Origin of the sequence: Methanomassiliicoccus sp., from assembly GCA_012719175.1 — an archaeon.
Taxonomy (GTDB): domain Archaea; phylum Thermoplasmatota; class Thermoplasmata; order Methanomassiliicoccales; family Methanomassiliicoccaceae; genus UBA6.
Genome location: JAAYAX010000013.1, coordinates 21,731 through 42,481, shown reverse-complemented (window position 1 = coordinate 42,481; position 20,751 = coordinate 21,731). Strand labels below are relative to the sequence as shown.

At 57.1% G+C, this 20,751-nt stretch carries 22 protein-coding genes and 1 pseudogene; 13 read left to right on the top strand and 10 right to left on the bottom strand.

The features are described 5' to 3' along the window. The first annotated feature begins 10 nt into the window (after positions 1-10). On the top strand, positions 11-1,201 hold the full coding sequence (locus tag GXX95_09660; GenBank protein ID NLT38407.1) for an aminotransferase class I/II-fold pyridoxal phosphate-dependent enzyme: 1,191 nt from the start codon (positions 11-13) through the stop codon (positions 1,199-1,201). A 167-nt stretch (positions 1,202-1,368) separates the two neighbouring features. On the opposite strand, the gene GXX95_09655 is transcribed toward GXX95_09660, so the two are convergent. From GXX95_09655 to ribB, 4 genes are read right to left on the bottom strand one after another with little or no spacing between them, the layout of a single operon-like run. Continuing rightward, positions 1,369-1,779 (bottom strand): 6,7-dimethyl-8-ribityllumazine synthase, encoded by a 411-nt coding sequence (locus GXX95_09655; protein ID NLT38406.1) that lies wholly within the window; start codon positions 1,777-1,779, stop codon positions 1,369-1,371. 4 nt (positions 1,780-1,783) lie between these two features. Next, complete coding sequence (locus tag GXX95_09650; GenBank protein ID NLT38405.1) at positions 1,784-2,251, bottom strand: riboflavin synthase; 468 nt, start codon at positions 2,249-2,251, stop codon at positions 1,784-1,786. Further along, entirely contained in the window at positions 2,248-2,697 is a 450-nt protein-coding gene (locus tag GXX95_09645) for an FAD synthase (protein NLT38404.1), read from the bottom strand. Before GXX95_09645 ends, GXX95_09650 begins: the two co-directional genes overlap by 4 nt. After that, positions 2,694-3,398 carry a 3,4-dihydroxy-2-butanone-4-phosphate synthase gene (gene ribB, locus GXX95_09640; GenBank protein NLT38403.1) on the bottom strand — a complete coding sequence of 235 codons (705 nt, stop codon included), beginning with the start codon at positions 3,396-3,398 and terminating at the stop codon, positions 2,694-2,696. The genes GXX95_09645 and ribB overlap by 4 nt, the downstream gene beginning before the upstream one ends. A gap of 157 nt (positions 3,399-3,555) precedes the next feature. Between ribB and GXX95_09635 the strand changes: the two genes are divergently transcribed. Beyond that, the gene (locus tag GXX95_09635; protein NLT38402.1) at positions 3,556-4,593 is read left to right on the top strand and encodes a bifunctional phosphoglucose/phosphomannose isomerase; all 1,038 of its coding nucleotides are present in this window, start codon (positions 3,556-3,558) and stop codon (positions 4,591-4,593) included. A 117-nt stretch (positions 4,594-4,710) separates the two neighbouring features. Here the strand turns inward: GXX95_09635 and GXX95_09630 are convergent, their stop codons facing one another. Beyond that, positions 4,711-5,103: a hypothetical protein gene (locus GXX95_09630; protein NLT38401.1), complete on the bottom strand. Its 393-nt coding sequence runs from the start codon at positions 5,101-5,103 to the stop codon at positions 4,711-4,713. Positions 5,104-5,346: 243 nt separating this feature from the next. On the opposite strand from GXX95_09630, the gene GXX95_09625 reads away from it, so the two are divergent. The 7 genes and pseudogenes from GXX95_09625 (at position 5,347) to GXX95_09595 (ending at position 12,709) form a co-directional block, all read left to right on the top strand. Next, positions 5,347-6,627 (top strand): serine hydroxymethyltransferase, encoded by a 1,281-nt coding sequence (locus tag GXX95_09625; protein NLT38400.1) that lies wholly within the window; start codon positions 5,347-5,349, stop codon positions 6,625-6,627. A 151-nt stretch (positions 6,628-6,778) separates the two neighbouring features. Continuing rightward, entirely contained in the window at positions 6,779-7,738 is a 960-nt protein-coding gene (locus tag GXX95_09620) for an ABC transporter substrate-binding protein (protein NLT38399.1), read from the top strand. Between the two features lie 4 nt (positions 7,739-7,742). Then, a complete protein-coding gene (locus GXX95_09615) occupies positions 7,743-8,477 on the top strand; it encodes an ABC transporter ATP-binding protein (protein ID NLT38398.1) in 735 nt (244 codons plus the stop codon). Next, positions 8,474-9,208: pseudogene (locus GXX95_09610) on the top strand (ABC transporter permease). The gene GXX95_09615 and the pseudogene GXX95_09610 overlap by 4 nt, the downstream one beginning before the upstream one ends. A gap of 66 nt (positions 9,209-9,274) precedes the next feature. Continuing rightward, positions 9,275-10,102 carry a UbiA family prenyltransferase gene (locus GXX95_09605; protein NLT38397.1) on the top strand — a complete coding sequence of 276 codons (828 nt, stop codon included), beginning with the start codon at positions 9,275-9,277 and terminating at the stop codon, positions 10,100-10,102. Between the two features lie 40 nt (positions 10,103-10,142). Beyond that, positions 10,143-10,868 (top strand): ubiquinone/menaquinone biosynthesis methyltransferase, encoded by a 726-nt coding sequence (locus tag GXX95_09600; GenBank protein NLT38396.1) that lies wholly within the window; start codon positions 10,143-10,145, stop codon positions 10,866-10,868. A 5-nt stretch (positions 10,869-10,873) separates the two neighbouring features. Further along, the gene (locus GXX95_09595) at positions 10,874-12,709 is read left to right on the top strand and encodes a menaquinone biosynthesis decarboxylase (GenBank protein NLT38395.1); all 1,836 of its coding nucleotides are present in this window, start codon (positions 10,874-10,876) and stop codon (positions 12,707-12,709) included. A gap of 46 nt (positions 12,710-12,755) precedes the next feature. Here the strand turns inward: GXX95_09595 and GXX95_09590 are convergent, their stop codons facing one another. The 5 genes from GXX95_09590 to GXX95_09570 all read right to left on the bottom strand — a co-directional run bounded on the left by GXX95_09590 (position 12,756) and on the right by GXX95_09570 (position 16,713). Beyond that, the gene (locus GXX95_09590) at positions 12,756-13,688 is read right to left on the bottom strand and encodes a TIGR00269 family protein (GenBank protein ID NLT38394.1); all 933 of its coding nucleotides are present in this window, start codon (positions 13,686-13,688) and stop codon (positions 12,756-12,758) included. Positions 13,689-13,864: 176 nt separating this feature from the next. After that, positions 13,865-14,557, bottom strand: a complete 693-nt coding sequence (locus GXX95_09585) for a hypothetical protein (protein ID NLT38393.1) — start codon at positions 14,555-14,557, stop codon at positions 13,865-13,867. 334 nt (positions 14,558-14,891) lie between these two features. Next, positions 14,892-15,533 carry a MarC family protein gene (locus GXX95_09580; protein NLT38392.1) on the bottom strand — a complete coding sequence of 214 codons (642 nt, stop codon included), beginning with the start codon at positions 15,531-15,533 and terminating at the stop codon, positions 14,892-14,894. A gap of 85 nt (positions 15,534-15,618) precedes the next feature. Beyond that, the gene (locus GXX95_09575; GenBank protein ID NLT38391.1) at positions 15,619-16,107 is read right to left on the bottom strand and encodes a zinc-ribbon domain-containing protein; all 489 of its coding nucleotides are present in this window, start codon (positions 16,105-16,107) and stop codon (positions 15,619-15,621) included. A 96-nt stretch (positions 16,108-16,203) separates the two neighbouring features. Beyond that, positions 16,204-16,713 carry a zinc-ribbon domain-containing protein gene (locus GXX95_09570; GenBank protein NLT38390.1) on the bottom strand — a complete coding sequence of 170 codons (510 nt, stop codon included), beginning with the start codon at positions 16,711-16,713 and terminating at the stop codon, positions 16,204-16,206. 221 nt (positions 16,714-16,934) lie between these two features. On the opposite strand from GXX95_09570, the gene GXX95_09565 reads away from it, so the two are divergent. The 4 genes from GXX95_09565 to eno all read left to right on the top strand — a co-directional run bounded on the left by GXX95_09565 (position 16,935) and on the right by eno (position 20,734). Next, positions 16,935-17,906 (top strand): replication factor C small subunit, encoded by a 972-nt coding sequence (locus GXX95_09565; GenBank protein NLT38389.1) that lies wholly within the window; start codon positions 16,935-16,937, stop codon positions 17,904-17,906. 58 nt (positions 17,907-17,964) lie between these two features. Then, a complete protein-coding gene (locus GXX95_09560; GenBank protein ID NLT38388.1) occupies positions 17,965-18,114 on the top strand; it encodes a 50S ribosomal protein L40e in 150 nt (49 codons plus the stop codon). Positions 18,115-18,260: 146 nt separating this feature from the next. Further along, positions 18,261-19,223 carry a DUF835 domain-containing protein gene (locus GXX95_09555; protein NLT38387.1) on the top strand — a complete coding sequence of 321 codons (963 nt, stop codon included), beginning with the start codon at positions 18,261-18,263 and terminating at the stop codon, positions 19,221-19,223. A gap of 233 nt (positions 19,224-19,456) precedes the next feature. After that, positions 19,457-20,734 carry a phosphopyruvate hydratase gene (eno, locus tag GXX95_09550; GenBank protein NLT38386.1) on the top strand — a complete coding sequence of 426 codons (1,278 nt, stop codon included), beginning with the start codon at positions 19,457-19,459 and terminating at the stop codon, positions 20,732-20,734. Positions 20,735-20,751: the final 17 nt, after the last annotated feature.

Sequence of the window (20,751 nt, the reverse complement as noted above, 5' to 3'; positions counted from 1 at the left end):
CCGGATTTTTATGAAGGCGACCAAACGCTCGATGGGCGTGACCTACGCCATCCGTGATATCCTTCTTCCAGCGAGAGAGCTGGAGAAGCACGGGGCGGAGATCATCAAGCTCCATATCGGAGACCCTAACAAATATGATTTCGAGACCCCCAGGCATGTTCGCGAGGCCCTGTGCCGAGCCGTGGAGGTCAATGACAACGGTTACGCTGAGTCAGAGGGCGACTTCGAACTGCGCCGGGCCATCCTTGAGAAGGAGAAGCAGAAGAACGGTGTGGAAGTTGACCTCGATGACTGCGTCATCACCATGGGCGTGACGGAGGCCATCCAGATGGTCACCGCAGCCACCGTGGACCCTGGCGACGAGGTCCTCGTGCCCGGTCCTGGTTACCCCACTTACACGGAGTTCACCAGGTTCTTCGGAGGCGTATCAGTACCCTATCATGCCGATGAGGCCAACAACTGGCAGCCGGACATCGATGATCTGAGGAAGAAGATCACCCCTAGGACCAAGTGCATGGTCATCATCAACCCCAACAACCCCACGGGCTCACTGTACTCCGACAAGGTCCTAAAGGAGATGACCGACCTGGCCGGTGAGCATGACCTCTTCGTCATCTCCGACGAGATCTATGATCTCATGACGTTCGACGGTGTCCACCATTCCCCCGCATCTCTGAACAAGGACGTGCCCATGATCCTATTCAATGGGTTCTCCAAGGTCGACCTACTGCCCGGATGGAGGCTCGGCTACACCGTGTTCCGCGATCCCCAGGGGAAGCTGGACGAGATTAAGGAGGGGATGATGCGCCAGCTAAGGCTTCGCATCAGCGCCAATAATCCTTGCCAGATGGCGGTCATAGAGGCCCTCAAGGGGCCCAAGGACCACCTTGATACGATGAACCATAAGCTCAAGGAGAGGCGGGACTACATCTGCAAGCGTATCAATGATATACCGGGGCTGTCGACCACACGTCCCCAGGCGGCCTTCTACATCTTCCCGAAGATCGAGTCCAAGCACTGGAAGAACGATCAGGACTTCGTATTGGACGTGCTCAAGAATTGTCACGTCCTGCTGGTCCCAGGCCACGGCTTCGACGAGACGTACGGGAAGATGCACTTCCGTGCCACATTCCTGCCGCCGGTGGAGACCCTGGGGAAGGCGTTCGACGCCATCGAGACGTATATGCATAAGGTCGCCTGAGCAGCCCGAGTCAACGCCCCTGATAATACAAACCCCTTCACTCCTCGTTTTTTAGCCTTTTCATGCCGTAGCTAAATCAATTGGCATGGGACGCCTGCCGTTAATGCCGGATGTAGAACATGCGCTCTTGGTCAAAACAAATAAAAAGGGGTTTGAAGGAAAGCGCTTCACTCAAGGTTCTTGAGGAGCTTGACGCAAGCTTCCAGCGCATCACGCCCTTTCTCGATCCTCTCTTCCGCCTGCAGGCGGGTCATGCCCGGTCCGCTGATGCCCAGGGACACCGGCTTCTCATACTGGAGGCTGAGGTCGATGATCTTGCGGGCGGCATGCTGGATGACCACCTGGTCATGATCGGTCTCTCCTTCGATCACGCAACCTAGGGTGACCACTCCATCGATGCCCTGGTCCTCCAGCAACTTCTTTATGGCCAGGGGCATGTCGTAAACCCCAGGGACGGAGATGACCCTGCTCACGTTCACATCCAGGAAGGCGGCGTGCGCCTTCGCCCGCTCCAACATCATCGAGGTGATGTCAAAATTGAACTCAGATACCACTATCCCAATATTGTACTTCTTCATGTCATCACTCCCTTATAGGCCTGGCGTCCTCATAGCCCTGGCGTAATCCCTTTCCCGAGTTCTTGGACAGGACGTCCGGACGGAACAGCAGATCGTACGCGTTGCGGGCATGCTCCCTCGCCCTCTGTTTTGCTAGCCAATCGAGGGTCTTGGCATCGGGGGCCTCGTCCTCGTGGACGAAGACCTCCATGATATGATGATTGGTCATCAGCTGTGCGGCGATGATCCCGGTGGAGGCCTCGTGAGCACAGTTCTTGTCCTTGTCCTTCGGACCTGGCATGCCCAGTGCGATCACGATGTCGCATCGCTGTTCCTCGATGAGCTTCTTGCAAGCCACCGGAAGGTCCTTGATGCCCGGTACTGTGTAGCGCACTACCTTGTAACCGGTTCCCAGGGTCTTCAGCTCCTCGATGGCCGCCCCGCCCATGTCCACACGGGCGAAGGTGGTATCAGCTATCCCTATGAGCTTCATTGCATCGCCCCCTCGGTGTCGGCCTTATCCTTGTGCCACTCGATTATCCTGCGGATTATCTTGCGGGTCCCGTCGAGGTCATCCTCATAGTGACCCAACCTCACGACCTGAATGTTCATCCCGCGTTCGGCCAGCTGAGACCTAAGCTCCTTCTCGTCGAACATCTGGTCATAGCCCAGGGCGATGATGTCCGGGGCTATCTCAGAGACCACCTTGAACATATCTCCTTCCTTCCCTAAAACCGCCCTGTCTACCGGCTTCAAGGCACGAACGAGCTCCAAACGCATGTTCTCGGGGGTGATGGGCTCATGCTTCCTCTTCCTGACCGTCCTATCGGTCGCCACCACCACCACCAGCTCATCGCCTAGCTTCCTGGCCTCGCATAGATAGTGAATATGGCCGGTATGGAGGATATCGAAGACCCCGCTGGCCATGACCCTTTTCATTGTGACCACTTGCTGCCCTGCCATGCCTCGATGATCTCCGCACCCTCGAGGTAGTTCAGGCCGTATCGTCGGGCATAATCTTGAGCCTTGTCCTTGGTAAGAGCCTTGCCATCATCGCCCATCATCTCACAGATGGTGGCCGAGGGGAACATCCCGCCCATCTTGAGAAGGGCGGAGGAAAGCTCAGTGTGCCCTCTCCTGTCGTTGAGCATTCCCTGCTGGGAGTTGAGTAGGAACACATGACCGGGAGCGCGGAAGTTCTTACCGAACTCCTCCCGCGCAAGATCAGGATCGAGACCGTTCAGACCGCTTCCCAACTTCGAGAACTCCATGATGGTAAGGGCACGGTCCGCGTCCGGTATCCCCGTGAAGGTCCTCCGGTGGTTAATGGTCAGGGAGAACGCCGATTTGGTGTCGTACGGCAGGTCGTTCGGGGCCAGCACCTTAAGCACGGGGTGCTTGGAATAGGACTCCGCGAACAGCTCTGCCAGGAAGGGGAGGTCCAGCTTCTTCCAAACCTCTGCAGGGACAGTGGTGCAGATCAGACCGCCCGCCTCCTTCCGGAGGGTGCGGATGCTCTCATAGGTCACATGTTCGGAGGCGATCATCATGTCAGTCTCCGCCTCCCTGCTGTCCGAATCGAATATCAGCACGAACTTACCGGAGCGCAGCGCGTTGAAGGCCTCCCTCAAATTATCCACATCATCACCTTTTTCGTCCGATAGGGGGCGCCATATTTTATCTCTCCGGTAGCTACCAAAGATTTTGTTGAGACAGTAATCCCCCAGGGTGGCCAATCTACGGCAGTCGGTGCCCACAATCAATCAAATAATATACGGTCTGTTGATATGGAGGGGCATGCCCCTGACCCTGGATGACGCTTCCGGCCTGGCCCAGGTCGATGCCTCCAATATGCTCGGCCAAATGGCTGCCCTTCCCCAGCAACTGCTCGCCTCCCTATCGAAGGAGCTCAACATCGAAAAGGGGTACAGAAAGGTATGCCTGTGTGGCCTAGGGGGTTCGGCCATGGGGGCCGATGTCCTGTGCGATCACTTGATGGGAACCACGGACACCATGGTCTCCGTGGTCAGGGACGTGCGCCTGCCTGGTTGGGTCGATGAGGAGACCCTCACCATACTATTATCTTACTCTGGCAATACCAGGGAGACCCTGGCCATGCATGCGGAGGCCCAGCGCCGCGGCACCCGTATCGCCGTTATCACTTCTGGAGGTAGGCTGCTGCAGCTGTCCGAGGCTAACGGCGAGAGCATCGTGCGGGTACCGCCGGGGCTCCAGCCTCGGGCCGCACTGGGCCATCTCTTGGGAAGTGCCGCGATCGTTTTGGAGAGCGTAGGAATTGCTCCAGTGGCCACCGACCTCAAGAGGATGGTCCCTTCGCTGGAGGAGGACGTCCGCTCCTGCTCCGCGCACACCCCCACCGAGGACAACCCTGGAAAGAAGATCGCTATAGGAATGGCCGGGACCCTTCCCTTCATCTATTCCTCACGGAACGTGCGCTCGGCAGGCCGCCGCTGGCAGACCCAGATAAATGAGAACTCCAAGATGCTGTGCCTTTACGGCGAACTGCCCGAGGCGGATCACAACCAGATAGTGGGATGGGTGGACGGTGCCAAGGATGGCAAGAACAGGCCGGTGTTCCTGCGCGCCTCATCGGACCGAGGGATGATGGCGGAGATCGTCAAGGCCACGATATCCATATTCGAAGATTTCGGCCTGGACCCGTTGATAGTGGACCTCAAAGGCGAGACGTCCCTGGAGAGCGTGATGAGAGGTATAGTCCTGGGGGACCACGTCAGCTTCTATCTTGCCATGCTCCAGGGCATTGACCCCATGCCAGTATCTTCAATATCAGAACTAAAGAAAAGATTGGGCTGAGCTGAAGAAAAGTTAAAACCGGTAAAGGGTTTGGTAGCTGAGGGTCCTGACCACCATCTGGCCGAACCTCTCACGACAGATAGAACCTTATCCCAGATGATCGACGTTCCCTTACGCTCAGTTGTAGGAAACGGATGTCTGAGGCATGCGGTTCTGGAGAGATGAGATGTCGATGGTAGAGGTGTTCATGTTCATGTTACCAACGATTTCGTTGATCTCATTGTTCATGTAGATCTCGTCACCAGGAGTGCGGTCCCACATGTCGCTCATGATGTAGGTGAACGATAAGGCGGGGCAGTCGTCCATCTTATGGAACGCGATCACGAGGCTGTGTGAGGACTTCCAAAGCTTCCTGGTCGGCCTTACAAGTCCTCTATCGGCGACGATAAGGCTGGGCTTCTCGGCGTTGATGACCCTGAATCCCTTGGCCCTCAGCAGGTCGGTCATTCGATCGAATATTATGTTCGCATCTCCAACGGTCTTTACCATGCGGGTGTAGGATTGGCTCATAGAGGTAAAAAATAAGGTACACATTTATATTAACATTGATAATAATATCACTGAGCGAACCCGGGAGCCCTATCACACATTTTTAAAACCTCAATTGATCACGTTCATCGAAAGTTGGCATCATGTCCCCTCATTTGAGGCTTTGAAGCGTTATCATTTCAGGTACGTGATAATCATCAGATTTGTTCATTCTGTTCCTGCAACACTTATTTTTACAACTTGCCTTATTTCAGGCCGGTAACTATTATGAAGGAAGATGCATACTGGATTAAGGACCAGGTCAAAGCCCATACCAAATGGTTCGAAGAGTCGCTCCCCATGATCGCCTCGGAGAACCTCATTAGCCCCCTTGCAAAGGAGATGATGATATCCGATTTCCATGATCGGTACGCGGAAGGCCTTCCCGGCAAGAGGTACTACCAAGGCAACATCTATGTGGACAAGGTGGAGTTGAAGTGCCTGGAGCTGGCCAGGAAGATATTCAAGGCCAAGTTCGTGGATGTGCGCCCGACATCCGGCACGGTGGCCAACATCGCAGTGCTGTTCGCGCTGGCCAAACCAGGCGACAAGATAGCCACCCCGGAGCTGGCATCGGGTGCTCACATCTCCACCGCACCGTTCGGTGCGGTCGGCCTGAGGGGTCTGAACCCGGTGCACTACCCCTGGGACTACAAGAACTGGAACCTTGACGTGGATGCCACCAAAAAATTCCTGGTTCGGGAGAAGCCCAAGGTCGCCCAGTTCGGTCTATCGGTGTTCCTTTTCCCGACACCCATCAAGGAGATTCAGGATGCTCTGCAGGAAGCTGGTTGCGCGGTATGGTACGATGCCGCTCACGTGCTCGGCCTCATCGCCGGCGGCAAGTTCCAGGATCCCCTGCGGGAAGGCGTACAGATAATATCCGCTAGCACTCACAAGACGTTCCCCGGCCCCAACCACGGTATAATCATCGCAGACAAGGTCAGTGACGATGTCCAGGCCAAACTGCAGAAGGCGGCCTTCCCTGGTGTGACCTCCTCCCACCACCTTCATGCCATGGCCGCCCTCGCGGTCACCATGGCGGAGTTCGAGATCTACGGCAAGCAGTATGCTGGTCAGGTCATCAAGAACGCCAAGGCCTTGGGCAGCGCCCTCTATGAGATGGGCATCGATGTGATGTGTCCCCATCTCGGCTTCACGGAGTCCCACACCCTGGCCATCAGCGTGGCCAAGCACGGCGGCGGGGCCCAGTGCGCACTTGACCTGGAGAATGCCAACATCATCACCAACAAGAACATGCTTCCCGGCGATACCAGCTCCGTAAAGCCCTCGGGGTTGAGGCTGGGCACGCAGGAGCTTACCCGCCTGGGCATGGAGAAAGGGGAGATGGAAGAGGTCGCCCGCCTGATCTACCGGGTCATCGTCAAGAAGGAGAACCCGGAAACGGTGAAGAAGGACGTGTGGGAGCTCAAAAAGGACTTCACCAAGGTGCAGTATTGCCTCAATGAAGGCGCTGAGGCGTACAAGTACTACGACCTGGTGTAAGCGAACCGTGGACAAACCCCTAACTCTTTCCTTTTTCTCATTTCTTTCAAGTGAGCCCTTCCCCATCACCTCCGTCCGGCCGCTCTGGCAACATATTAAGAGGGGGCCGACATTATCGGCCGATAAGGACGGTCGCATCGGAGCTGATCTCATGGTGAAACGGAACAGGATCTTGTTCATCATCGCCCTGATCTTGGTCGCGGTGGTGGTGGCGGCGGGAGCCTTTATGGCATCGACTCCCAAGGAGGAGACCAAGGTGTTGCGGATTGGGGTTCTCCCCGTCATCGATACCCTGCCCCTCCATGTGGCCGAAGAGGAGGGACTGTTCGATCAGGAGGGCATCGACGTTCAGCTCGTGGAGTTCAATAGCGCCTTGGAGCGGGACGCGGCGTTCACGGCTGGAAGCATTCAGGGATACTTCGGAGACCTCGTCAACACCCTCGTCCTCAGGAAGACGATGGACGTGAGGGTCGTCACGGTCGATTACCGAACGCTAGCGGACAACCGCATGTTCGCTATCCTGGCCTCACCGAACTCGGGCATCAGTGACATCACGCAGTTGAACGGGACGTCCATCGCGACCTCGGTGGCGTCCATCTCCGAGTACTTCATGACCGAGATGCTGACGGCCAACGGGATAACCGATGAGGTATTGGTCCAGCAGGTCCCGGCCATCCCCATCCGGTACAGCTCCCTGCTCTCTGACCAGATCAGCGTTGCCGTTCTCCCGGAACCATTCGTGACACGGGCGATAAGTGATGGTGCGATCCTGCTTACGGATGACCGCGCGGTCAACACCACCGCCACCGTGATCGCCCTGAGGGGGGATTGGATCTCCGAGAACCAACAGGCAGCCAAGAGCTTCCTGAAAGCCTACAATGCCAGTGTTGCCAAGGTCAACGAGGACCCATGGAGATACAGCCAGGTATTGTATGATAAGCTCCACTTCCCGGAGGAGCTCCGGAACACCTTCGCCTTCCCGCCTCTGTCGCCCGTGACCCTCCCCGCGGGGGAGGACCTGGAAAGGGTTCAGGATTGGATGATGGATATCGGAATACTCACAGAGCGGTTCTCCTTCAACGACGTGATGGCGACGGGACTGCATGGGTGAACGAATGCTTACTGCCGAGGGGCTCACCAAAGAGTTCGCTCCTGAGATCAGGGTCATCGAGGATTTGTCATTCTCGGTAGAGAGCGGACGTTCATTGACCATTATAGGACCTTCAGGCTGCGGTAAAAGCACTCTACTTTACATGCTGGCCGGCCTGACGCGGCCGACGTCGGGCAAGGTCCTTATCGAAGGCCGGGAGGTCAAGGGACCTTCCCGGGAGGTGGGGATGATCCTCCAGGACTTCGGCCTCCTCCCCTGGAAGACAGTATGGGGCAACATCTGCCTGGGCATGAGGATCAGGAGCGTCCCCAAGGGGGAGCAGGACCGCCGTGCCCGGGAGATCATCAAATACCTCGATCTGGAAGGCCATGAGGACGACTACCCCAGCAGGATGAGCGGGGGCGAGAGACAAAGGCTGGCGATAGGCAGGGCTCTGGTCATGGAGCCCTCCATCCTGCTGATGGACGAGCCATTCTCATCGCTGGACACCCTCACCCGGGAGAGGCTGCAGAACACCCTGCTGGAGGTCCGTGAGCAGAAGGGGCTCACCATGGTCACTGTGACCCACAGCATTGAGGAGGCAGTATTCCTGGGGGATGAGATCATGGTCCTAGGCGGCCGTCCGTGCGGAATTCGCGCTATCGTCCCCAATCCTGACGCCGGAGGTAAGGGATACCGCAGCGACGAGCGCTTCTTCGCCGTATGCAGAGAGGTCCGCCGGGCGGTGGAGGGCCTATGAACAAGCAGCGCCTGCTGGGATACGCCCTGTCCCTGGCCGCATGCCTTCTGGCGTGGAAGGTGGCCGCGGTCCTCCTGAACTCCCCGGTACTACCAGGTCCGGAGGAGACCTTGAGGGCGTTCGCGGCCGCGGTCGGCACCTCGACGTTCTGGTCGAACTTCGCAGCCAGCACCTTCCGGGTGCTCTCCAGCATCGCCCTGGCATGGCTTCTGGCCTTCCCTCTAGGGATAATGATCGGCTATGATCGCAAGACCGATCGCTATGTCAGCCCCCTGATCTTCTTGACCTATCCCATCCCCAAGATGGTGTTCCTGCCGGTGATGATCCTGCTCTTCGGCCTCGGAGACCTATCGAAGATATTGCTCATCACCCTGGTGGTCTTCTTCCAGATCCTGGTCGCCACCAAGGAAGGGGTGAGCGGCCTGGACCGCAAGTACATCGACTCCATGCGGTCCATGGGGGCATCGGAGGGGGACATCATCAGGGAGGCGGTGATCCCCGCGGCCCTGCCCTCCTGCTTCACCGCCCTTCGCATAATCACGGGGACCTCCATCTCGGTGCTGTATTTCGCCGAGACGTTCGCGGGAACCTCGGGACTTGGCTATATGATAACGAACGCCTGGACCTGGGGTAACTATACCGAGATATACGTCGGTATACTGGCCATGAGCATCCTGGGCATCGCCATTTATGAATCGTTCACCTACCTGGAGCGCCGCGTGTGCCGCTGGACGCGGGCAGCGGAGGATGACCAGGGAGAGGGGGGGTCCTGGGACAAGGCCGTGAACTACGCCCACATGATTAAGATAAGCCACACGGTGTTCGCCCTTCCCTTCGGGCTGGCGGCCCTGGTGATACTCAGCACCGATCACATCATCACCTTAGAGATGGTCCTGTGGATAATAGTGGCCATAGTAGGGGCGCGGTCCGCGGCCATGGGCTTCAACCGCATCGTGGATGCGGGGATCGACAGCCGGAATCCCCGCACCAGCGGGCGGCACATCCCCCAGGGGACGCTCTCGGTGAAGCAGGCGGGATCGTTCACGCTCCTCTCAGCGATCGTGTTCGTCGGAGCCGCGGCCATGCTCTCGCCTCTATGCTTCGTGCTATCCTTCCCCGTACTGGCCATCCTCTTGGGATACTCCTACACCAAGCGCTTCACCTCTGCCAGCCATCTCGTCCTGGGCATATCCATCGGGCTCATGCCCCTGGGGGCGAGCGTGGCAGTGGCAGGGACGATCACCGAGGCTACGGCCGTTCTCAGCCTGGCCCTGACCACTTACATCGCCGGGTTCGACATACTATATGCCTGCCAGGACATCGATTTCGACCGAAAGGAGGGCCTGAGGTCCATTCCCTCCCGTCTGGGAGTGCCGGCCGCCCTGGCCGTGTCATCGATTCTTCACGTCATCAGCTTCTCCAGCCTGGCCGCCCTCTACTGGATGCTGCCTATGGGCCTTGCCTACCTCGCGTGCCTCCTGCTGATAGGGGCACTTTTCATCGTAGAGCACCTCCTGGTCCGGCCTTCGGACCTCACCAGGATAAACGTCGCCTTTTTCAACGTCAACAGCATCATATCGGTGATGGTCTTCGTAGCCATAGCCCTGGGGGTATTCCTCTCATGAGCAACGTCCAGTACCGGATGGGAAAGTCAGGAGGGTCCGTATGAGCCTGCCAACCCACGTCGCAAAGGAGATGGACAAGAGGCCGTCGCGCATCGGAGGCATGTTCGACGATATCACTCCGACCTACGACCGCCTCAACCTGCTCATGTCCGGTTCCATCGACCGCCGGTGGCGTAAGCGTACGCTGGAGATGTTGGACATCCGTCCGGGGGACCGGGTCCTGGACATCGCCACGGGGACCGGGGACATGGCCCTGCAGGCGATGGCAACGAACGGCGGGGACATAGTGGGTATCGACCTTTCGCGCAACATGCTCCGGACCGCGCTCACCAAGTGGAGAAAGGGTCGGCAGGACGCCCCCTATCCCGTGATCCAGGGTGATGCTTTGAACACCCCCTTCAAGGACGCGGCCTTTGATATGGCCATGGTGGCCTTCGGCGTCCGCAACATGATCGATATCGACGGCTTCCTCAGGGAGGTGCACCGGATCCTCAGGCCCGGCGGTCGTCTGGCTGTGGTGGAGCTGTCCATACCCCGCTATCCCGTGATCAGGCAGGGCATGGTCTTCTACCTCACCAAGCTCATGCCCGTGGTGGTCCGCCTCCAGAAGGGAGATGAGTCTTCATACCGATACCTGTGCGACTCCATCATCACGTTCCCCTCCCCTGACGTCCTGAAGGACAAGATGGCGGCTGCGGGCTTCACCCCGCTGGAGATAAGGGAGCTGACGTTGGGGGCATGCCATATCTACCTACTGGAGAAGTGATGACAATGACCTACAGGGACCTGCACAGCTTCGTGAAACGTCTGGAGAAGGAAGGGGAGCTGAAGAGGGTCGTTGGGCCGGTATCGCCGGAACTGGAGATCACGGAGATCACCGACCGCATGTCCAAGGTACCGGGGGGCGGGAAGGCACTGTTGTTCGAGAACGTGATCGGTAGCAGTTTCCCCGTGCTGACCAACGCTTTCGGCAGCGACAGGAGGATGGCCATGGCCCTGGAGGCCGATTCCCCCGACGAACTCGCAGAGAGGATCTCGGGACTGCTGAAGATGTCCATGCCCTCCACCTTCATGGGTAAGGTGGGAACGCTCCCGGAGCTTATGGGACTGGCGAAGTGCCTCCCCAAGGTGAAGAAGGGCGGGAGAGCGCCATGCCAGGAAGTGGTCATGACAGGGAACGAGGTCGATCTAGGCACCATCCCGGTGCTCAAGTGCTGGCCCCAGGATGGGGGCAGGTTCGTTACCCTTCCGGTGGTGTTCACCAAGAGCGTGGAGGGGAAAAGGAACGTAGGCATGTACCGCATGCAGATCTACGACCGTAACACCACCGGCATGCACTGGCACATCCACAAGGACGGCAGTCACAACTACCACGGGTACGAGAAGGAAGGAAGGCGCATGCCGGTGGCGGTGGCCATCGGCACTGCCCCGGCGGTGACGTACGCGGCCACCGCCCCCATGCCCCAAGGGATGGACGAGATGCTGCTGGCCGGTTTCATCCAGGGGACTCCCGTAGATCTTGTTAAATGCCTCACAGTGGACCTGGAAGTGCCGGCAACGGCGGAGTTCGTCCTCGAAGGATATGTGGAACCGGGTGAGACCCGGACCGAGGGGCCGTTCGGGGACCATACCGGTTACTACTCCCTCAAGGGCGAGTATCCAGTGTTCCATGTGACCGCCGTGACCCACCGCCGGGACGCCATATACAGTGCTACCGTGGTGGGACGTCCGCCCATGGAGGACTGCTACCTAGCGAAGGCCACGGAGAGGATCTTCCTACCGCCGTTGCGGATGGTCGTCCCGGAGATAGTGGACTATTGGATGCCATGGGAAGGTGTCTTCCACAATATCGTGGTGGTCTCAATTCGCAAGGAATACCCGCTCCACGCCCGGAAGGTGATGAGCGCACTTTGGGGGAGCGGGCAGATGAGCTTCGCCAAGATGATTGCCGTCGTCGACGAGGACGTTCCCCTGAAGCCAGAGGTCCTGTTCGATCACCTGCTGGACACCATCGACCCGTGGACCGACGTGGTGCTCACGGAGGGTGTGCTGGACGTTCTGGACCACTCCGCGCCGGACCCTCTGTTCGGTGGAAAGCTGGGTCTCGATGCCACGGAACGGAGGCCGGGAGAGAGGTCCCGTGGCGAGTCCCGCTTCTCACCTTATCGTTCAGAGATGGAGATCAGGGAGGTGCTCAGAGACCTGGACAGGGGCTTCATCTCCTTCCGCATGGCCGCAGCTGGCCGCAGGACCCCTCTCCTGCTCCTTAGCATTGATAAGAAATGGAAGAGCTCCAAGTACTATCGGGACCTGTTGGAAAGGAGCCCCCAGCTGACCAGGGAGGGTGTGATCGTCCTGTTCGACGACATCGACCTTACCGACAGCTCCCTCTGTCTTTGGAAGTTCTTTAACAATGTGGATCCCCTGCGAGACGTTTGGATGGCGGATAGGCAGCTCATCATCGATGCCACCAAGAAGGGATCGGTGGACGGCCATGAGCGGGAGTGGCCGGATGAGATCGTGATGACCCCGGAGGTCTCCAGGTCGGTAAGGGAGAGAGCCCACCCGCTGGGCATCGAGGACCTTTACTCCGAGGATGGAAGGTAGCCAGGCGGTCGGAAAACGAGGTCATCTGTAGTACAATGAGATGGGCTCAGGGCAACTGGCGGGTCCGCCGGTCCTGAAGCTCCTCCATCATGGTGCAGGCCATGCACCTTCCCTTGGGCGAGGGCTCACCGCACTGGCACAATTTGAGGGCGGTCTGAGGATACTTCATCTGCAGCAGTGGCTTGAGGTCGTCATAGCTGGCTATGATGGAGTGCTTCGTACCCGGGGACCTCGCCTCCATCCCGTCGATGATATCCCGATACTCGTTGCGCAGTGCCGCCTCCCAGTAGGGGCAGGAGGAATCGGAGAAGTCGATCTCGCGCAGCAGCGCATAGAGGTACACCTCCTTCTCAGGGATGAGACGAAGGGGCATGATCCTTGGGACCAGGCCGGGCTGCACCTTCTCATGGGGCCCCATGCGGGCCAGCCTCTCCACGTCCCCCCGGGTGAAGTTCATGAGCACCGCCTGGGCCGCATCGTCAAGGTTATGACCTGTTGCCAGGACGTCCGCGCAGATCTCCCTTGCCTTCAAGTTCATGCACATGCGGCGAAAGACCCCGCAATAGGCGCATGGCGTTCGCTGTCCTAGGATGGAGGCGGTCTCGTCCATGGTCATCCCCACCTCATCTTGGAATCTGATCACATGATGCTCCACGCCCAGGTCCTTGGCCAAGCGTCGCGCCTTCTGCAGTGCCTCCGGGCGGTAGCCTTCGATGCCCTCATCTACAGTAATGGCGGATATGGTGACATCCCTTCTCTTTTCCAGGATATTGTGTATCAGCAGAAGAGCGATGCAGCTGTCCTTGCCCCCCGAAATGGCCACTGCGATATGCTTGGAACGGTCCAGATCGACCTGCGACCTGAGCTCCTTCCTGACTCGCCTTTCCACATACTCCTGGAAGTGAGCGGAACAGAGGTGGCTGCCGTTGTATCTGATGAACTCTACGGCTTCGCGATTACACTTATCGCATCTGCTCATTCAACATACCCAACCCGGAGAAGTTATTAATTCTTGGCCTCGACCCCTATCTTCGGGGTGGTCGTTCATCCTTCCACTATCTCACAGATGTGCGTGTAAGCTCTGGACGTGCGCCTAAGGGCCATATCAGGATGTTTTCATAAAAGTATAAAAAAAGAGATTGCAGGAGTTTTGACTCAGCCCACCTTGTTCCCACAGTTACCGCAAAACTTCTCTCCTGTCAAAGGTGCCGAGCAGTACGGGCAGACCTTCGGCATGGCCTGAGCGGTCGGAGCGGCCTGAGGCGGGTTCATTGGCTGAGCAGGCTGTGGTGCAGGAGGAACCGGCGGTGAGTACGCGGTCGGGGCCTGCTGAGGTGCTGGAGGCGGCTGGTTGAAGGCATTTTGGATCTGCCCGGCAGGGTTCGAGGGCATGAGCGGGGCCTTGAAGATCAATAGGTTGATGACCACTGAGCCGATGATGCCGAGTCCAGCGATGATCGTGAGCCATAGGCCGATTCCCTGGTAGCTGCCAAGGACTCCAAAGGCATCTAATGCCAGCACAAGTATGATCAAACCGATGATGAGCATTATGATGTTGGAGAACGATTTGACCAGGTTATTGAACGAGGACAGTTGGTTGGCCGTGCCGTTACCACCCGATGACTGTGATATCAAACTCATTATCTTGTCGGAGAATATGATCGCCAACACGATTATGCACAGGAAGCCTGTTAAAGCGCTTCTACCTCCGCCCCCCACTGAGGAGGAAAACCCATAAGCGCTGAATGACCACCATGGTAGGAACATTCCAATTATCCCAAGCACAGCAGCAATTGCAGCCAATGCCTGCGCGTACGTCAACCCGAATATCTTGCTTTTTTCATCCATTGTCATTAACCCCCTAATCCTCCTAGCCAAAACTGGAAGAATGTTGGTTAAGCAAATTGTCTTTATAAAAAATTATTCAGCCTTTTTTATTACATCAATTAAAAATTCTATTTTTTTAGAAAATATATTCTCATGTCCTCATTCTGATTAGGAGGATCATTTCTCGTTTTAACAATGCCTGAGATGAATAAGGTTCGCGAAAAAATGTGCAATGTCCGTTCTGATCATCCACGGGGAGCCTCCCGTTTAACTCGAAGAAAGATCTTTCCTTGCACTAAAAATGACAACGCGGTGTTCCTCCACTCGGAAGGAGGGCCCACACCTTGATCGGTACCTAGAAAATCCCAAGGATAAGGCCCAGTAAGGAATGGGGATTGTTGATCATCCAATCGGTGGCCCCCCGGAAGATGTATTCGATAGCCATAGCTGCTATCAGCAGCCCCACGACCTTGGAGAAGATATCGATGACCTGGTTCCCGACGATACGCGTAACGGCATGAGCGTTGCGCATGAGGAGCCAAGTCGTCACCAGCGAAAAGCTGCCTGCTAGCAGCACCGTGATAGGATCATACTGCACGGTGAGGATGATGGCCGTTGATATCACTCCTGGACCTGTCAGAATGGGGGTGGCGATGATAACCCAGGCGACGTTCTGGTCCCCCGAGCGGATGAGGTTGAGACCGAAGATGATCTCCATGGACATCAGGAGGAGCACAAGACCCCCAGCTACTTTGAAACCGTCCACGGTGATCCCGAACATGTCCAGCAGCGGTTGTCCAATAAGAACGAATATGACGAACAGCAATGCTGCCACCAGGATCGCGCGGTTGGCACAGGACACCAAGGCCTTCTCGTCGTAGCTCTTGGTCATGGCAATGAACACCGGGACGCTGGCAAAGGGATCGAAGATGAAGAACAGCAGCGTTGCCGAATAGAACAAGCCATCGAGGTCCAGGAAGTCCATGTGGCCAGGCATCTTGATCTGGCCTATTAATCGTTATGTGCTGAGCAATCGATTCTCAGATTTCACCTTAGCGATTTCGATCGCCGAAATGATCACTTCACCAGGGTGCCTGACCGGTCCTCTGCAGCCCCTCATTGTACTTCTTGGTCAGCATTATAACGTCGATCAACTGGACTATCCAGATGATGAACGTGATGATGCTGACGGCCGTTATCAGGCCTATTGAGCCGCTCAGTGCATTCATTATCTCGTTAGGATCCGACGTATTTACGAGGCCGCCTATCTGGCTCCAGACCACCCATACAGAGATAACGGTCAACGAAAAATACGCGATCATGAAGATCAGGCCGCGAACGATCTTGCCGACATAGATATGGCCTGCCCCCGGTATGAAGAACCCCAGTATTGCGGCCACAAGCTCGCTCTTGACCGGCAGGTAGTAACCGTAAGGTGGTGGTGCGTTCTGATGGACATTGGGCTGCCATGGTTGCGATGGAGTCGCGGTCCCTTTCTTTAGGTCGAAACCGCAGTTGGGGCAGAAGGCTGATTCATCCGGCAGGTTAGTTCCACAGTTAGGACAGTACATACTTGGTCCCTTTGAACGCGCTTTTAGTAGATATATCCTCAAGATGTTTAATAATCTAATCTGGAAAGACAATGAATAAGAAGGTTAGGAAGAAGTTTACCAGGGGGCCCTCCCTGTCTGCTGCAGAGCGGCGTTGTACTGGTTGGCCTTGTTATAGGCATCATAGATCTGCCACAGCCAGAAGATTATGTAGACGATGAAGCCGATGCCGAACGTGAAGATGCCAACGATCCATAGGACCACCATGAGTATCATGAACACAATGCCCTTGGTTATCAGTCCCAGGTAGATATGGCCTAGCCCTGCGATCAAGAATGCGAGGACCGCAGCGATTCCCGCATTCTTCATCTGCACTATTGGGTACATGGGCTGGCCGTAGGGTTGCTGACCATATGGCTGCTGGCCGTAGGGTTGCTGACCATATGGCTGGGACTCTTGCTGGGGCGGTGGGCCATATTGGGGCTGTGCCCCGTTTGCCTGAGGCGGTGCCTGTGCGTACTGCGGATCGGGCGCCTGGAAGCTCTGTACACTGGGCAACGGCGTTCCACAGTTCTCGCAGAACTTTGCCCCGGGAGACGACTCCCTTCCACAACTTGGACAGTTCATTTCTGCTTCTCCTCCTTCTAGCTTATACCAATAACTGAATTAATAAAGATATGGAGCTGAGATACATTCAACCGTACCGCCAGACGCTCGGTCCCCGTAATACAAAGCTCATTTGTATCGCCCTTTCTGGGCTTTGCATGATGAAACTCGTCCTCCGCCACTTTCGGGCGGCCCGTAACAACATTTAATTGACTCCATCCCGTTAGCGCGGACTGACTTTGATGAATGAGATATGGATAGAGAAGTACCGGCCCAAGACCCTCAAGGATATCATTGGCCAGCGTGACATCGTAGATCGCCTGGAGTCCTATGCCCGGGCTCACAACCTACCTCACCTCATGTTCGCCGGTCCGGCCGGGACCGGGAAGACGACCTCCGCCATAGCCCTGGCGAAGGAACTTTACGGTGATAACTGGAAGGGTAATTTCAACGAGCTCAACGCCTCGGACGAGAGAGGCATCGATGTCGTACGCGGAAAGATAAAGGACTTCGCCCGTACCGCGCCCATCGGGGGCGCCGACTTCAAGATAATCTTCCTGGACGAGGCCGACGCGCTGACAGGGGACGCGCAGGCTGCGTTAAGAAGGACGATGGAGAAGTACAGCAAGACCTGTCGATTCATCCTCAGTGTGAACTACTCTTCAAAGATTATTGAACCTATCCAGTCACGCTGTGCGGTGTTCCGCTTCCGGCCTCTGAGGGCCGAGGACGTCCGCAGCAACCTCCGCCGTATCGTCAGCTTGGAGAACCTGACCATCGCCGACGATGCCTTGGAAGCCCTGGTGCACGTTTCTCAAGGAGACATGAGGAAAGCAGTCAACTCGTTGCAAGTGGCCGCTTCCCTGGGCGAGAACATCACCGTGGACCTCGTGTATCATACCACGGGAACAGCCAGACCGGAGGAGGTGAAGGACCTTCTGCAGACCGCCATCAGCGGTGATTTCATCGCCGCCAGGAATCGTCTGGATGAAATAATGATATCGTATGGCCTCTCAGGCGAGGATATTATAAAGCAGATCCATCGCACGGTATTCGACCTGGACATATCGGACTATGATAAGGTGAAGCTCATGGACCGCACCGGGGAGATCGAGTTCCGCATCGTCGAGGGTTCTAACGAGCGCATACAGCTGGAGTCTCTGCTGGCCTACATGGTCCTCGTGGGGGAGAACCGCGGGGACAGCGCCGACTGACCGCCATTCTGCTAATGTATTTATAGAACCTTCATATTCCTCACGCAAGAGGATATATATGGCACGTTTCAAGGAAGCTGATGCGAGGCTTCTTAACAAGAAGGTCTGCATGAAGTGCGACGCGCGCAACGCCCCCCGGGCCACCCGCTGCCGCAAGTGCGGTTATGAGGGCCTCCGCCAAAAGGCCAAAGAGAGCAGGAAGGCGTAAGCCTTCAAAACCTTTCACCATCTAAGGTCTGTTCTGTTCGCGTTCACGTTAGTTACGTGAATAATATTCACCTGAGATAGTTTATTAAGCTGATGGCCTTCTGGATTTTGTAAGCATGTCCAGGGGGCATTCTTGTTAAGAAAGTGTTGATCGTCGATGACAATCCTGCGATACAGGATATCGTCTCCGAGCTCGTCTCCGGGGCCGGTTTCACTCCGGTGACCGCGTCCGGCGGGAAGGAAGCGCTGGAAAAGGCGGGAGCGGAGAAGCCGGACCTCGTTCTCCTCGATATCAACATGCCGGACATGGACGGCTGGTCGGTCCTGCGGAAGCTCAAGGAGGAAGGGATCACCAACAACACCAAGGTCATGATGCTCACCGCCACCACCGACGTGGGAACGGACATCTTCGGCCTCCAGGATGTGGTCTCCGGCTATATACGCAAACCGTTCAACAACAAGGAGCTGTCCGATCGTCTGAAGGCCATCCTTGAGGATGCACCGGTGCCCCTGGCCGAGGAGCAGCAGCCCAAGGAGGACATGGGCATCTTCGACTTCCTCAAGAAGAAGAAGGAAGGACAACCTGAGGGTATGGAAAAGGTACGCAGATCGGCCAAGAAGTACGAGCTGCGTCGCGGCCTGAGCTTCGTGGTCAAGGAGCAGAAGGCGGTCAAGTCCTTCGAGATCTTTACCGATCAGGTCACCCACAATATCCAGGGGTTGTGCGTCACCCGCCAATACCCTGCGGCCGTGCGCCAGGAGTGGGGATTGGAGGAGACCCCGATCATCTGGCTGAGCAATCAGCTGGGCAAGGTATACGTCAATCCTGCCAACATCGGCATCCTGGGCGATACCATCATCAGGTTCATCGAGAAGTCCGATGACAGCGTAATAATGATCGATGGCGTGGAGTTCCTCATCGTCAACAATGGCTTCGACAAGGTCTTGAAGATGATCCACCGCATCACCGAGGTGGTCATGGAGTTCAAGTCCCGTGTCATAATCTCCGTAGATCCTCGGGCCCTCGACGTTCGCGAGATGGCCCTAATGGAGAGGAACATGGAGGTCATCGAGGGGGAGCCCCAGCTGATCACGAAGATAATGCGCTAGCTATGCCGTGGCTTCGTTCCCTCATCGATGTGAAAGGTTCTTTGTGATAACATCCGGAACTGGGAAAGACATAATAACGGATTCACCATCCATCCCTGTGCTGCCCTGAGGTCAGTGTCAGGATGACAGACGTAACCTCCCCGCAAGTTCAGGGAGGATGCTCGCCGTTGTCCTTGGGGATCAGGGAGCGCTTTTCGGGAGCTACCCGAAGTAAGATCCGTCGGTGAACGCACATGTCAACCAAGATCACTCGTGTTTGGGCCCGTGAAGTGCTTGATTCCAGAGGAAATCCGACCGTGGAGGCGGAGATCGAGGCCGGAAAGGTCATGGTAACGGCCATCGCCCCCTCCGGGGCGTCCACCGGCTCGCACGAGGCGTTGGAGATCCGCGATGGAGGGAAGCGGTACGGCGGCAAGGGCGTGGTCAACGTGGTACGTGGCATCAGGGAGACCATCGCCCCGGCGCTGGTGGGAATGGACGTCACCGACCTCAGGGCCGTCGACCAGCGAATGATAGAACTGGACGGCACACCCAACAAGTCCCGGCTGGGGGCCAACGCCACGGTGGCGGTATCCTTGGCCGCGGCCCGGACGGGCGCTGTGGTGAAGGGAATACCTCTGCACGAGCATCTAGTGTCCGGCAGCCGCATCCTTCCGGTGCCCATGATGAACATACTGAACGGGGGGAAGCACGCTGGGAGCAATCTCAAGATACAGGAGTTCATGATATCGCCTGCCGGCGCTCCCACCTTCGCCGAGGCCTTGAGGACCGGGGCCGAAATATACCACGCTCTGAAGAAGCAACTGAAGGACGCGTATGGTGTGGGCGCGGTCAACATCGGCGACGAGGGGGGCTTCGCACCTCCCCTGGACACCACCGACCAGGCGCTGGAGATAATCGTCAAGGCGATCGAGTCCGCAGGCTACGGACCGGGAAAGGACGTGTATCTGGCCGTGGATGCGGCGGCCTCGGAGTTCTATGAGGACGGCGTGTACACCGTCGACGGAAAGAGGCTAACGCCCGGAGAGCTGGTAGACTTCTACAAGGAATTGAAGGGGAAGTATCCCATCATAAGCCTGGAGGACCCGGTCATGGAGGACGACTTCGATACCATGACGTTGATGACCACCACCATGGGCGACGATCTGCAGATCGTCGGCGACGACATCTTCGTGACCAACCCTCAGAGGCTGAGGATGGGGATCGAGCGCAAGGCCGGGAACGCGCTTCTCTTGAAGGTAAACCAGATCGGAACGGTCACCGAGGCCATGGACGCTGCCGCCCTGGCCCGCTCCTCAGGTTACGCGGTCATGGTCAGCCACCGCTCCGGGGAGTCCGAGGATACTTCCATCGCCGATATCGCCGTCGCCCTGGGCTGCGGTCAGATAAAGACAGGAGCCCCCGCCAGGGCGGAGCGCACGGCGAAATATAACCGCCTGCTGCGCATCGAGGAACGCCTGGGACAATCCTCCAGATATGCTGGCAGGTCGACCTTCAGGTCCCTGGCGTGAGCTCTCGGTCCTGAGGA

What these genes read in the sequence shown, in the direction of transcription:
- GXX95_09660 (NLT38407.1), top strand. Translation starts at nt 11, where the DNA reads ATGAAGGCGACCAAACGCTCGATGGGCGTGACCTACGCCATCCGTGAT.
- GXX95_09655 (NLT38406.1), bottom strand. Translation starts at nt 1,779, where the DNA reads ATGAAGAAGTACAATATTGGGATAGTGGTATCTGAGTTCAATTTTGAC.
- GXX95_09650 (NLT38405.1), bottom strand. Translation starts at nt 2,251, where the DNA reads ATGAAGCTCATAGGGATAGCTGATACCACCTTCGCCCGTGTGGACATG.
- GXX95_09645 (NLT38404.1), bottom strand. Translation starts at nt 2,697, where the DNA reads ATGAAAAGGGTCATGGCCAGCGGGGTCTTCGATATCCTCCATACCGGC.
- GXX95_09635 (NLT38402.1), top strand. Translation starts at nt 3,556, where the DNA reads ATGCCCCTGACCCTGGATGACGCTTCCGGCCTGGCCCAGGTCGATGCC.
- GXX95_09630 (NLT38401.1), bottom strand. Translation starts at nt 5,103, where the DNA reads ATGAGCCAATCCTACACCCGCATGGTAAAGACCGTTGGAGATGCGAAC.
- GXX95_09620 (NLT38399.1), top strand. Translation starts at nt 6,779, where the DNA reads ATGGTGAAACGGAACAGGATCTTGTTCATCATCGCCCTGATCTTGGTC.
- GXX95_09615 (NLT38398.1), top strand. Translation starts at nt 7,743, where the DNA reads ATGCTTACTGCCGAGGGGCTCACCAAAGAGTTCGCTCCTGAGATCAGG.
- GXX95_09605 (NLT38397.1), top strand. Translation starts at nt 9,275, where the DNA reads ATGATTAAGATAAGCCACACGGTGTTCGCCCTTCCCTTCGGGCTGGCG.
- GXX95_09600 (NLT38396.1), top strand. Translation starts at nt 10,143, where the DNA reads ATGAGCCTGCCAACCCACGTCGCAAAGGAGATGGACAAGAGGCCGTCG.
- GXX95_09595 (NLT38395.1), top strand. Translation starts at nt 10,874, where the DNA reads ATGACCTACAGGGACCTGCACAGCTTCGTGAAACGTCTGGAGAAGGAA.
- GXX95_09590 (NLT38394.1), bottom strand. Translation starts at nt 13,688, where the DNA reads ATGAGCAGATGCGATAAGTGTAATCGCGAAGCCGTAGAGTTCATCAGA.
- GXX95_09585 (NLT38393.1), bottom strand. Translation starts at nt 14,557, where the DNA reads ATGGATGAAAAAAGCAAGATATTCGGGTTGACGTACGCGCAGGCATTG.
- GXX95_09580 (NLT38392.1), bottom strand. Translation starts at nt 15,533, where the DNA reads ATGCCTGGCCACATGGACTTCCTGGACCTCGATGGCTTGTTCTATTCG.
- GXX95_09575 (NLT38391.1), bottom strand. Translation starts at nt 16,107, where the DNA reads ATGTACTGTCCTAACTGTGGAACTAACCTGCCGGATGAATCAGCCTTC.
- GXX95_09570 (NLT38390.1), bottom strand. Translation starts at nt 16,713, where the DNA reads ATGAACTGTCCAAGTTGTGGAAGGGAGTCGTCTCCCGGGGCAAAGTTC.
- GXX95_09565 (NLT38389.1), top strand. Translation starts at nt 16,935, where the DNA reads ATGAATGAGATATGGATAGAGAAGTACCGGCCCAAGACCCTCAAGGAT.
- GXX95_09560 (NLT38388.1), top strand. Translation starts at nt 17,965, where the DNA reads ATGGCACGTTTCAAGGAAGCTGATGCGAGGCTTCTTAACAAGAAGGTC.
- eno (NLT38386.1), top strand. Translation starts at nt 19,457, where the DNA reads ATGTCAACCAAGATCACTCGTGTTTGGGCCCGTGAAGTGCTTGATTCC.